Annotated in this window: 10 protein-coding genes; all 10 read right to left on the minus strand. The window is 52.7% G+C overall.

The features are described from left to right. The 10 genes from hrcA to LKD70_RS02470 all read right to left on the minus strand — a co-directional run bounded on the left by hrcA (window position 1) and on the right by LKD70_RS02470 (window position 12,197). Window positions 1–1,050 (minus strand): heat-inducible transcriptional repressor HrcA, encoded by a 1,050-nt coding sequence (gene hrcA / locus LKD70_RS02425; RefSeq protein ID WP_227706468.1) that lies wholly within the window; start codon window positions 1,048–1,050, stop codon window positions 1–3. Window positions 1,051–1,187: 137 nt separating this feature from the next. Continuing rightward, complete coding sequence (locus LKD70_RS02430; RefSeq protein ID WP_227706469.1) at window positions 1,188–2,432, minus strand: coproporphyrinogen-III oxidase family protein; 1,245 nt, start codon at window positions 2,430–2,432, stop codon at window positions 1,188–1,190. Window positions 2,433–2,445: 13 nt separating this feature from the next. After that, a complete protein-coding gene (gene lepA, locus LKD70_RS02435) occupies window positions 2,446–4,260 on the minus strand; it encodes a translation elongation factor 4 (RefSeq protein WP_227706470.1) in 1,815 nt (604 codons plus the stop codon). Window positions 4,261–4,317: 57 nt separating this feature from the next. Further along, on the minus strand, window positions 4,318–5,451 hold the full coding sequence (gene holA / locus LKD70_RS02440) for a DNA polymerase III subunit delta (protein WP_407690886.1): 1,134 nt from the start codon (window positions 5,449–5,451) through the stop codon (window positions 4,318–4,320). Beyond that, on the minus strand, window positions 5,376–7,739 hold the full coding sequence (locus tag LKD70_RS02445; RefSeq protein ID WP_227706471.1) for a DNA internalization-related competence protein ComEC/Rec2: 2,364 nt from the start codon (window positions 7,737–7,739) through the stop codon (window positions 5,376–5,378). The genes holA and LKD70_RS02445 overlap by 76 nt, the downstream gene beginning before the upstream one ends. After that, window positions 7,736–8,662, minus strand: coding sequence for a GerMN domain-containing protein (locus LKD70_RS02450; protein ID WP_227706472.1), 927 nt, complete (start codon window positions 8,660–8,662; stop codon window positions 7,736–7,738). Before LKD70_RS02450 ends, LKD70_RS02445 begins: the two co-directional genes overlap by 4 nt. Window positions 8,663–8,673: 11 nt before the next feature. Next, complete coding sequence (locus tag LKD70_RS02455) at window positions 8,674–10,044, minus strand: sensor histidine kinase (RefSeq protein WP_407690888.1); 1,371 nt, start codon at window positions 10,042–10,044, stop codon at window positions 8,674–8,676. Between the two features lie 61 nt (window positions 10,045–10,105). Then, window positions 10,106–10,792 carry a response regulator transcription factor gene (locus tag LKD70_RS02460; protein WP_227706474.1) on the minus strand — a complete coding sequence of 229 codons (687 nt, stop codon included), beginning with the start codon at window positions 10,790–10,792 and terminating at the stop codon, window positions 10,106–10,108. Between the two features lie 25 nt (window positions 10,793–10,817). Further along, complete coding sequence (locus tag LKD70_RS02465; protein ID WP_227706475.1) at window positions 10,818–11,543, minus strand: helix-hairpin-helix domain-containing protein; 726 nt, start codon at window positions 11,541–11,543, stop codon at window positions 10,818–10,820. Between the two features lie 219 nt (window positions 11,544–11,762). Further along, the gene (locus tag LKD70_RS02470; protein WP_227706476.1) at window positions 11,763–12,197 is read right to left on the minus strand and encodes a DMT family transporter; all 435 of its coding nucleotides are present in this window, start codon (window positions 12,195–12,197) and stop codon (window positions 11,763–11,765) included. Window positions 12,198–12,319 lie beyond the last annotated feature (122 nt).

A 12,319-nucleotide genomic window follows, 5' to 3' on the forward strand; every position in this document is an offset into this window, starting at 1 on the left:
CTATTCTTTCGGGTTTTTATTGTAAATCGCGTCCAACTCTCCCTGAAGAGTCTTCAGCGTCTTCATGACATGTTCATAGTCCATTCTCTTCGGTCCGATAATGCCGATGGTTCCCTTCATTCCTTCACCGAGCTCATATGTCGCTGTCACAACGCTGCAGTCTTTCATCGTCTTCACCGGAGTCTCGTCTCCGATATAGACCTGAATCCCGTGATTGTTCTCACTGGCGAGCGTCTCCGTAACAAGCTCCTCAAGCTGCTGTTTCTCCTCAAATGCACTGATGATTTCCTGCGCACTCTGCTTGTCGCTCAGCTCCGGATATTTGAAGATGTTCGTCGCGCCGCTGGTGTAGATCTTCATGTCGTCATCCACATGGATGATCTCTGCCACTGCGTCAAGCACATGCGCCACGACTTCGCTGTGAATGCCTGCCTGCTCTTTGAGTCTTGCGATCAGTCCGAGTGTTATCTGGTCGATTGACATTCCGTTCAGTGTCGTATTCAGAAGCATGTTGAGCTTCAGCAGTGTCTCATTGCTTAGTGTTTCACCAACTTCGATGATCTTATTCTTGATCACGTTGCCGCCCAGGACAATGACCGCGACAATCTGTTCCGCATCCACCTGGGAGAGCTGGATGAACTTCAGCGTATTGCGGCTGTTGATCGGAGCTGATACCATTGTGGCGTAATTCGTGTTGGAGGCAAGCACTCTTGCCGCCTGCTGAAGTACTTTTTCCACTTTGTCAGCTTTTTCCAGCATGGCATCTTCCCGCTGTGTGATCTCCTGCTCCTTCTCCTCCATCAGCATGTCGACATAGAGTCTGTAGCCCTTATCGGAAGGAATTCTTCCTGCTGATGTGTGGGGCTGGAAAATATATCCAAGGTCTTCCAGATCCGCCATCTCGTTGCGGATCGTCGCGGAGCTCAAATTCAGTTCCGTGTATTTCGAAAGGGTCCGCGAGCCCACCGGTTCACCGGTCTCAAGGTAGTTCTGTATGATCGCTTTCAGAATAATGAGCTTTCTCTCGCTCAACGTTGCATCGACCGCCACAGTTCTTCCTCCTTTCTCCCGCTATTAGCACTCTATCATTTCGAGTGCTAACACCTTCCGTATATTAAGATAGCACTGCCTTTTGCGTTTGTCAACACTGTTTATATTTTTTTCACGAAAAACAGCAGGCAGGCATTTCAGAACAGGAACTCCCCAAACACATAGTTGCTGATATCCGTCCCTCTCTCTGTCAGGAAGATACGTCCCTCTCTCTGTTCGAGAAGTCCCTGACTTTTCAGTCTGCTGATCTGCTTTCCGTACACATCAGAAACCGCTGTTCCGAAAGCGCTCTTAAACGCCTCCTCAGTCACTCCTGCCGTCTTCCTGAGTCCAAGAAACATAAACTCCTCCATCTGATCTTTCACCGAGAGGATCTCCTCCTCTTCCCGGATCAGCTTTTCGCTGCAGGAGAGATAGGTATTCATATCTGCCGTGTTGCGGAACCTGTGTTCTCCGATCAGCGATGACGCGCCCAGGCCAAGTCCCAGATACTCTTTTCTCTCCCAGTACCCCAGATTGTGGCGGCACTCATACCCTTCTTTCGCATAGTTGGAGATCTCATATCTGTGATACCCGTACTCTTTGAGAATCCGCAGGGTCGCGTCGTACATCTTCCGTTCTTCCTCTTCATCGGGCAGGGGCGGCCACACACCCTGAAAGACGCTCCCGGCTATTTTTAAACCGCCGTTTTCCTCTTCAGAGCTGTCCCCATGCTTTACAGAAAGGTTCTCACCATTGCTTTCCGGCTCGCCGTACTTCTCGAAAAAGGGAGTCCCTTCCTCCACGATGAGACTGTACGCGGAAATGTGTCCGGGTCCAAGTTCTGCTGTTCTTCTAAGTGTCTGCTCCCAGCTTTCCGCGGTCTGCCCGGGCACGGCAGAGATCAGGTCCACATTGACATTCGTAAATCCGGCTTCCCGCACTGTCTCCCATGTATTTAAGAAATCCCGGTACGTGTGGATGCGTCCAAGCAGTTTCAGCTCCTCATCGTCCGCGGACTGAAGTCCGATGCTCAGCCGGTTGATCCCGCACGCCTTCCATACTTCCGCCTTTTCCCGGGTGACGGTCCCCGGATTCGCCTCCATCGTAATCTCCGCGTCCGGTGCAATGAAAAAGCACTCCCGCAGAGCGGAAAAAATGCGGGCGGTGTCCTCCCCCTCAAGGATGGATGGAGTCCCGCCGCCCAAAAATACTGTTTCCACACGCCGTCCGCGTTCTTTTCCTGATTCATTTTTCCGTGAATAAAACGCTCCCGCTGAACGGATCTCGCGAAGGAGGGCGTCCACATAAGCCGCCCTCGTCTCTTCATCCGCCGGTCCTGACAGAAAGTCGCAGTACGCGCACTTTCTTACACAGAACGGGATATGCACATACAGTTCCATTGCCTTTTCCTTCTCAGTCATCATCCAGCTTCAGCACGCTCATGAACGCCTTCTGCGGAATCTCCACATTTCCCACCTGGCGCATGCGCTTCTTTCCTTCCTTCTGCTTCTCAAGAAGCTTCTTCTTCCGGCTGATATCGCCGCCGTAGCACTTTGCCAGCACGTCCTTTCTCATCGCCTTTACAGTCTCACGCGCGATGATCTTGCTGCCGATGGCAGCCTGAATCGGGATCTCAAAGAGCTGACGCGGAATCTCCTGCTTAAGTTTCTCGCACATCCGGCGTCCTCTGTCGTAGGCGCTTCCCGCAAACACGATAAAGGACAGGGCGTCCACTTCCTCCTTATTAATAAGAATATCCAGCTTCACAAGTTCAGAGCGCTGATATCCCATCATCTCATAATCGAACGATGCATAGCCTCTCGACCTGGATTTCAATGCATCGAAGAAGTCATAGATGATCTCGTTCAGCGGCAGATGGTAGTGAAGCACAGCTCTCTTCTCCTCAATATACTCCATGCTCTGGTAAATTCCCCTGCGTTCCTGGCACAGGTCCATAATGGCTCCGATGTACTCTGATGTGACCATGATCTCAGCCTTTACCATCGGTTCTTCCATATATTCGATCTCAGCCTGATCCGGCATGTTTGTAGGATTGGTCAGGTCGATGACTTCGCCGTTTGTCTTATGCACTTTATAAATAACGCTTGGCGCGGTTGTGACAAGATCCAGATTGTACTCTCTCTCAAGCCTCTCCTGGATAATCTCAAGGTGGAGAAGTCCCAGGAATCCGCAGCGGAATCCAAATCCGAGCGCCGCAGACGTCTCCGCCTCAAACTGAAGCGCGGCGTCGTTCAGCTGCAGCTTCTCAAGCGCGTCCCGCAGATCCGGATATTTTGCCCCGTCAGCCGGATACACACCGCAGTAAACCATCGGATTGACTTTTTTGTAGCCGGGAAGGGGTTCGTCGCACGGATTCTCTGCATTTGTGATCGTATCTCCGACCCGTGTGTCCTTGACGTTCTTCAGGCTGGCGGTGATGTAACCGACCATTCCCGCCTCCAGCTCGTCGCAGGGAATGAACTGTCCCGCACCGAACGTGCCGACCTCTACCACTTCCGCTTTCGCGCCTGTGGCCATCATAAGCATCGGCGTTCCTTTCTTTACGGTTCCTTCCATAATGCGGCAGAACACGATCACCCCTTTGTAGGAGTCATACTTGGAGTCGAAAATCAGCGCCTTTAACGGCGCCTGGGCATCCCCTGACGGAGCCGGGATCTTTTTCACGATCTGCTCCAGCACCTCGTGCACATTCTGGCCGGTCTTGGCGGAAATGAGCGGAGCATCCTCCGCGTCGATGCCGATCACGTCCTCGATCTCCTCCTTCACCCGCTCCGGATCCGCGCTCGGAAGATCGATCTTATTGATCACCGGCATGACATCCAGATCATGATCCAGGGCAAGGTACACATTGGCCAGAGTCTGCGCCTCTACGCCCTGGGCCGCGTCCACAACAAGGATCGCTCCGTCGCAGGCCGCAAGGCTTCTCGACACTTCATAGTTAAAATCCACATGTCCCGGAGTATCGATCAGATTGAACATATACTCTTCCCCGTCGTCCGCCTTATAAATCGTCCGGACGGCCTGCGCCTTGATGGTGATTCCTCTCTCCCGCTCAAGTTCCATATTGTCCAGCACCTGTGACTGCATCTCACGGCTTGTGAGAAGCCCTGTCATCTCGATGATCCGGTCCGCCAGCGTGGACTTCCCGTGATCGATATGTGCAATAATGCAGAAATTTCTTATTTTGCTCTGATCTATAACTGACACTTTAATTCCTCCAAATCTGTTATCGCTCTGCTTTCTGTGATATGATTGATTTATGGTTTATGCTTTCTTTCCCGACTGTCTCACGATAAAAAGTTCCACCGCAAGACTGTCCGTAAGAAGTCCTGTCTTGACTCTCTGCTCGATCTGTGCGCCTTCCTCCATAATGGAGCGCAGTTCCCCCAGACGGAACCGTTTCGCCTGATCCAGATACCTGCCCGCCGCGAACGGGTGAATCCCCGCCTTTGAGGCGATCTCTTTCCTTCCGTAGCCCTGTTCGGCCAGCGCCTTTACATGAAACAGAAGCCGGTACTCTCTCGTCATGAGAAACAGGATTCTCATCGGCGGCTCTTTGAGCGCCAGAAGGTCATAATACAAGTCGAGGGCCTTTTTCTGGTTCTGCTCCGCCACCGCGTTTACCATCTCAAAAATGTGGTTTGTAATCTGAGTCACACAGACCGCATCTACGTCAGCACGCGTCAGCGTGTCTCTGTCCATGGCATAACAGAAGAGTTTCTCGAGTTCCCCCGTGATATTTTCCATATCCGTGCCGACCTTGTTCAGGAAATAGGCGATATCCGCCTGGGACATTTCTTTGTTTTCCTTCCTCACCAGACCGGCAACCCATTTTCTCAAAGTGGCCTCATCCTGAATCCCGAGTTCCACGATATGTCCTTTCGACTTCACCGCTTTGTAAAGCCTGCTCCGCTTATCCACTTCATTTTCGATAAAGATGAAGTACGTCGTCGGCGGCATCTCTCCGATGTAGTCTGCAAGCTCGGAACCGGAACTTTTGAAAAATCCGGTATTTTCAAACACGATAAGTCTGCGCTCCGCAAAAAAGGGCAGCGTCTCCGCAAGGTCGATCACTTCTTTGATGTCCGTGTTTTTTCCCTCATAATAAGCATAGTTCATCGTATCGCCCTCAGGGAGCATAGCCTTGACAAAGCGCTCTTTATACTGCTTCTTTAAATATCCTTCCTCCCCGCAGAGAAGATAAATCTGTTTAAATTGTCCGGTTTTTAAATCTTCATTCAGGCTTTTCATAACTCTTGTATTATAAAGGAAATCCCCCCGTTTTGACAAGAGGGAAACCGACGGTTCACCTGCCGGAATACCTACGGCAAAAAGAGACTCTCTCCATCCGTATGGATTATGACTGCTCCCGTATCCTGCGTGGAATACACCGTACACCCGCTCTCTCTTAAGCGTTCCAGTGTCTCTTCATGGGGATGGCCGTACCGGTTGCCCACGCCGGCAGAGATCACGGCAATCTTCGGATTCACGGCCTCCAGAAACGCTTCTGACCCGGAGTTTTTTGAACCGTGGTGCGCTGCCTTTAACACGTCGGCCCTGCCCAGCCGGCCGCTCTCAAGGAGACATTCTTCTCCCGCGCCTTCCACATCCCCGGTAAGCAGCATGTCAAACGCCCCGTACTCTATCCGGAGCACAAGGGACGCTTCATTTCCCGGCTCCAGGCCGGCCCCCTTCTCAGGCCCCAGACAGGTAATCGAAAGATCGTATTCCCCGGCGTTCTTCTCCTCCCTTTCCCAGGTGATCTCATCCCCTGCTTCCATTGCGAGCACGCGGGTGCCGTTTGCCTCCGCGGTCGCTGCGAGCGCCGTCAGCTTCTCATCGTGATACTCTTCGGGCGGCAGAACGAGACAGCGGATGCGGACGCCAAGCTCCTGTCCTGCAAGCAGTTCCGCAACTCCGCTTATATGATCCTCATCACCGTGCGTCACGAACACATAGTCCAGCGTATCCGCCGCGTTTGAGAGCAGATACGGCTCAATCCGGTAAGATCCCACAGAGGAAATATCACTGCTTCCTCCGTCGATGAGACATGCGGCTTCCGCGCTCCGGATAAAAATCCCGTCCCCCTGTCCCACGTCAAGAACCGCAGCCGTCACCCCATCCGCCTTCTCATAGCCCAGACGGCATACGAAGGACATAACCGCGGCCAGCACAATCACGGCGATCCCGGGGATTCTGCATGCGCTCTGAAACCGCCCTTTTCTCTCCCGGAAGGCGGTCAGCAGGGCAAAGCATCCCCGCAGGAGAAGAATCCCTCCATAGTAAACCGCAATCCAGATGATCTCCGGTTTTCCCGTAACGAACCGGCTCCCCGGAAGCGCACCGGACGCCCCGCAGACAGCGTCATAAAACAGAAGAACCGCCCGGCAGACAAAAAACACCGCACCTCCCGCCGCCTCCGAGACAAGACAGAGTCCCGATCCGAAAATCCCGGCCCCGAAAGCCGCAGGCATGACCGGGATGACAAGAAGATTAAGAAATACGGAATAGGGCGGCAGCTCAAAATAGAAATACAGAAGCGGCCCCAGAAGGAGCGCGCTGACCGCCAGACTGGAGGACAGGCCGTTCAGCGTCCATCCGAGTCCTTCCAGCGCATACAGCTTCAGACGCTCCCTTTTTCTGGCCTTTCTGACACTTTTTCCCGCTTTTTCTTTCTGACGTTTCCTCTTCTTCTGCACCTCGCCGCAGAAAAGCATCTCGCCAAACACCGGAGTGAGCAGGGCGATCCCCAGGATCGCGCCGAACGAGAGCAGAAAAGCGGCGTCTGTCAGATACAGAGGCTGTATCCCGCACAGTATGGCAGCCGCCAGGGCAAGGCTTGTGGGAAGATCATAGTCTCTCCCTGTCACCTCCGCTCCCATCCGGACCAGAAACATGATCAGCGCTCTCATGCTGGAGGCGCCCGTCCCAATCATCACACTGTACGCAATCAGGATGCACCCTCCGCACAGCCCGGACGGAAGGAATCCGAGCCCCATTCTTCGCAGCAGGCGGTAGAGCCCCATTCCGATAAACGACATATGAAGCCCGGAAATGGCCAGAAGATGACTGATTCCGTTCTTCTGATAGCTCTTCTTCATATCCGGATCAAGCCCGCTTTTGACGCCGAGAAGAAGCGCGCTCATCGTCCCTCCGTAATATGACCCGAGATTTTCAAGAAGCAGATCATTCCAGGCGCATTTTACTTCATAGAGAAACTGCTCCGGCTGCTTCACGTTTCCCGCAAGGGACTCCGCACGCTCCGCCCAGACAAGAACGTAAAGCCCCATCTTTGCATAATAGGCTCTCTGGTCAAAATTCCCCGGATTGCGGGCGCGCTCAAAAAGCTCCGCCTCCCCGGTTACCCGGAGGATATTTCCGATTTTTATATTCTGTGGATTCTGATCTGGTCTGACATAGACAAGAACTTCGGGCTCGCGGATCACGCGGCCCGGGACAGACACGGCGCAGTCTTCCAGAAAGACTGCCGTTACTTTTTTCTTTTCTTCGATCCGGATCACAGTCCCGTCAAGGCGCACCTCTGCCTGCGCCTGCGCTTCCGATTCCTCTTCCACGCATCTGCCAAGGGCGGAGACGCCGTACGCCTCCGCGCCGGACAGGATAATCCTTGCGGACTGTACCAGTAGAAATAAAACACATATCGCACAAAGCGGCCGTTTTTTCATTCTTCTCCATTTTCGGCTGCGAGAAGATCCCTGTTTTCTTTAAGAGGCTGCGTAAGATCCACAGTCTCCATATATGTCTCATTTGATTCCCCGTTGATCGTAATCTGCACAAGGTGCGCCTCTGTTCCCTCAATCAGAGAATTCACGATCGAATAAATCGTAAGTTCCGGCAGGATATCATATGCTCCTGTCAGAAACGTACTGTCGAAATTCACATAGCAGATGCCGTCCTTCGTCGTCACACTTAAAAGATTCGCGGCGGGATTGATGGTCGGATACGCATCGCTGCCTTTCGGCCCCTGCATGAGTTTCTCGACAATCAGCTTGTCTTTTGACACATTGCTGCTGTAGCGCACATCCTGCGTCTCCTCCACAAGCTTCTCTCCGCTCTCATCCGCAAAATAGAGCGTCAGCGTGTCGGTCTGATAAGAGCTGGGAGAGGAACCTGTATTTTCCACAAAATCATCCCCGTTCATCAGCCCCACTGTGGCCCCCTCGCTGTCAGTCAGAGGAGAGCCGTCCACGGTAAAGGACACGGCATTGACTCCCTCAATCTGCATCAGCGACTGCACAACTGCCGCACGGATCAGCTTTTCCTCCAGACTTCCGATATCCAGATATGTCCCGCTGAAATCCACCTCCAGAATTGTCCCGCTCAGCTCACAGCTCTGCACGCTGACATTTTCGGGAAGAGGCGCCGTGCAGTCGATATCTTCCGGTACCGTCCCAAGCTGGTCAAGAACCGCCTCTGCCGCGGTGAGCACATCCCCCTCCGGAATGTCCCATTCCGTCTTGACAAGCCCCGTTCTGTCCGCATTGAGACAGTAAATGAAACTGTCCCCGTCTCCCCCTGTTCTGCCGCAGCCGGACAGCAGCACTGCCAGACAGAGACAAAGGGCACAGATCTGTCTTCCGATTCTCATTCTGACACCTCCTATGCCGCTGCGTAGATCAGAGGAATCCGCACGGTAAACGTGGTTCCCTCCCCCTCGCTGCTGTATACCTTGATCGCTCCGCGGTGGACAATCACCGCGTTTCTCGCTATGGCAAGTCCCAGCCCTGTCCCGCCGATCTCTCTGGAATGGGACTTGTCCACCCGGTAGAACCGCTCGAAAATATGAGCCTGGTCCGCCTCCGGAATTCCGATTCCCGAATCCTCCACCTTGATATAGAGATACTTGTGGTCCGCGTTCAGCGACACATGCACCCATCCGTTGTCATGATTGTACTTGATGGCGTTTTCCACAAGGTTCGAGATTGCAAGTGTGAACTTCATTTCGTCAATCTCCGCCGTCACCGGACGGAAACTCTCCATGACCATCTCCACATTCTTCTTCTCTGCAATGGGCTTCAGGCGCTTTAAGATCTGTTCCAGAAGCTCATTGATATTGACTGACTGGATGTTCATGTTCTGTCCGGTCTTGTCCATCTTGACAAGGGAGAGAAGGTCTGTGATGATCTGATTCTCCCGGTCAATCTCTTTCGCGATGTCCTCCATAAACTCTCTGTACATCTCCACCGGCACATTTTCCTGCTCCAGAAGAGAGTCTGCCAGAACTTTCACCGAAGTCATGGGCGTCTTCAGCTCATGGGATACATTGGAGACGAACTCTTCTCTCGACTCGTCCAGCTGCTTCAGCCGTCCCAGCATCTTGTTAAACGCCTCGCTCAAAAGACGGGTCTCCGTATATGTATCCACATGGAGCACGTCGTCGCTGTACCCTTCCGTCACATTTTCGATGGCGCCGGTGATTTTATGAATGGGGCGCACCATCCGGTCCGCCAGAAACACGCTGAGCACGCCGAGCAGTATCATGGCAATCCCCACGATCACGCCTCCATACGCCCAGATCATCTGTCTTGTCACGGCGATGCTGTCCGTGGACACACTGGCCAGCATGACGCCGATTACCTCGTTGCTGCCGCCCGCTGTAATCGGGGACGTCACCTCAATGTAATGATTGTCACTGTCATAGTAGCTTGTCGTCTCCCCCCTCATACAGAGGACAACGTTTTCCGAAACATCGGTCTTTCCCTCGTCCAGACTGTATGTGTCCTTGACTACATTCAGGTCATGGTCAATGATCATAACTCTTCCATTGTAAATGTTGGTAAGCTGCGTCAGATTTGCGTTGATGACGTCGGAGGATGGATCCGTCAGATAGTCATAGGCTGCCAGCTGATTGCTCAGAATCGTACACTGATTCTGAATATCAGCCGTCCGGAGCCCCACCGCCCGGGACTCATACAGTTGAACAGTCCCGAAAAGCAAAGCTGCGCAGGGTATAAACCCTGCGAGCATCATAAACAATATAAGGCGGAACCTCATATTTCTGAAAATACTGTCTCTGAATCTGAATGAATGTTTAACCCTGGAAATAGTAACCAACTCCCCACTTGGTATGTACGAACTTCGGTTCGCTCGGATTGACTTCGATCTTTTCTCTGAGTCTGCGGATATGTACATCCACGGTTCTCGCGTCCCCGGGGTAGTCATACCCCCACACGAGGTTCAGAAGGTTTTCCCTGCTGTACACCTTGTTCGGGTTTGTGGCGAGGAGTTCCAGCACATCGAACTCCTTCGCGGTCAGGTTGATCTCCCTGTCGCCGATGAACACTCTCCTGCTCTCACAGTCGATCTTCATATTTCCCTTCACAAGCACCGGACTTCCGGGCGTCTCCCTGCGCTTGGACGTGCGGCGCATGATCGCCTTGATCCTCGCCTTTACCTCAAGGATGTTGAACGGCTTTGTAATATAATCGTCCGCCCCGTACTCAAGGCCCAGTATCTTGTCCATGTCCTCGCTCTTTGCGGTCAGCATGACAATGGGCATATCGGAAAATTCCCGGATCTGCTGGCACACCTGAAACCCGTCCAGCTTCGGCAGCATGACGTCAAGAAGGACAAGATCGTACTCACAGTTTTTCGCGAGTTCAAGTGCCTCCTCCCCGTCATAGGCACAGTCCACTTCCATGCCCTCCTGCTCCAGGCTGAACCGGATTCCTTTCACGATCAGCTTTTCATCATCTACAACCAATATCTTTTTACTCATACTCCTGTTTCACGACTCCTAAGTATCAAACTGTAATGTCTTCTTTTATTTTGCTGAATACGCCTTCTTTGATTCCCTCAATCTCCATCAGTTCTTCGATGCTCCCGAACGGACCGTTTTTTTCCCGGTAATCCAGAATGCTCTGCGCCTTAGCCTCGCCGATCCCCGTCAGGGTCATAAGTTCCTCTTTTCCGGCCGTATTGATATTCACCTTTCCGCCTGAAGCGGATGTACTCTCCGCGCCTCCTGCGCCGCTTATCACTGCGGACGTGCCTCCCTGCGCCTGCGTCTCCTCTTTCGTGGGGATGTAAATCTGCTCTCCGTCCGACACAGTTTCCGCCTGATTCACCGCGTCTGCATCCGCCTCCGCCGTCAGACCTCCCGCCAGCTCGATGGCCTCATACACTCTCGCATCCGGCGCAAGTTCATAAACGCCCGGAGCGTTCACTGCTCCGCTCACAAAAACAAACGCAGTACCTCCCTGCGCTTTCTCTTTTGCCGGTGTTTCCCCGGGTGTTCCGTCGTTTTCTTCCCCTGTATCTGCAGACGCACCGTCATTTTCCGAAGATGCGTGTTCTGTTTCTCCAGACGAGCCGTCTGATTCTGCGGATGCGCTGTCCGAGAGGGCGATTTCCTCAAGTCCCTTTTCCTCTGCACCGCCTGTGCACCCCGAAAGGCACGCTGCAGCGGTCAGAAGGAGAACAGCCGCCACAAACCGCGCTGTATCTTTCTTCTTCCGATTGTCTCGCATAGTTTCTCCTCGGTTCTTTTCCGGGAGAAGTACCCCTTTTATGCCGGACAGTAACATTGTAACGAATTTTTACCCAAATTACAATAGACAATTAATTGTTTGTTACCTGCTTGTAACAGAACGGTTACTGTTCACGGCTGCAGTACTGAAAAAACCGCCGTAATAAATTGCAGAAATATTACATTTTTATTACAAAAAATTATTTTCCCTGCGGAGAGATCATTTTTCCCACTGAAAAATGGCAATTCCAACAACAGCAAGCGCGAGACCGCCGAACTTCCGCCATGAAAAGGGCTCCTTCTCCATGCCAAACAGTCCGAAAAGCTGAATCAGATATGACACGGTAAGCTGTGCAATTACAATAAGCAGCGCGGATCTGGCGGGCCCCAGCGCCTCCACACTCTTAATCACCGTCCACGTAATGGCCGCGCCGATTACGCCTCCGAGAAGCATGTACTTAGGCTCCACCTTGCCGATTGCCGCAACGCTGTCCCTCCCGGTAAACAGCCACGCCGCAAGACAGACCGCAAATGCGGTGATCTGTACCCAGCCATTGCTCACCCACACGCCTGTCGTTTTTGTGACCTGCGTGTTAAATACCCCCTGTATACTCATCAGCGCCCCTGACAGAAGGGCAATCAAAAAACCAGTCATCCCATACCTCCTGCAGTTTCAATCCATCCGGAAAATCCATCTGCCTTTTTCGTAGTATGTCCTGTGACTGGTTTCTTATGCAAAGTTATCGCAGTCCGTTTACAGCATTTGCTGCAGACCGT

Source organism: Ruminococcus turbiniformis, assembly GCF_020687545.1.
Classification (GTDB): Bacteria; Bacillota; Clostridia; order Lachnospirales; family Lachnospiraceae; genus Mediterraneibacter; species Mediterraneibacter turbiniformis.

What these genes read in the sequence shown, in the direction of transcription:
- LKD70_RS02450 (WP_227706472.1), bottom strand. Translation starts at nt 8,662, where the DNA reads ATGAGAATCGGAAGACAGATCTGTGCCCTTTGTCTCTGTCTGGCAGTG.
- LKD70_RS02445 (WP_227706471.1), bottom strand. Translation starts at nt 7,739, where the DNA reads ATGAAAAAACGGCCGCTTTGTGCGATATGTGTTTTATTTCTACTGGTA.
- LKD70_RS02465 (WP_227706475.1), bottom strand. Translation starts at nt 11,543, where the DNA reads ATGCGAGACAATCGGAAGAAGAAAGATACAGCGCGGTTTGTGGCGGCT.
- LKD70_RS02430 (WP_227706469.1), bottom strand. Translation starts at nt 2,432, where the DNA reads ATGGAACTGTATGTGCATATCCCGTTCTGTGTAAGAAAGTGCGCGTAC.
- LKD70_RS02455 (WP_407690888.1), bottom strand. Translation starts at nt 10,044, where the DNA reads ATGATGCTCGCAGGGTTTATACCCTGCGCAGCTTTGCTTTTCGGGACT.
- LKD70_RS02470 (WP_227706476.1), bottom strand. Translation starts at nt 12,197, where the DNA reads ATGACTGGTTTTTTGATTGCCCTTCTGTCAGGGGCGCTGATGAGTATA.
- LKD70_RS02460 (WP_227706474.1), bottom strand. Translation starts at nt 10,792, where the DNA reads ATGAGTAAAAAGATATTGGTTGTAGATGATGAAAAGCTGATCGTGAAA.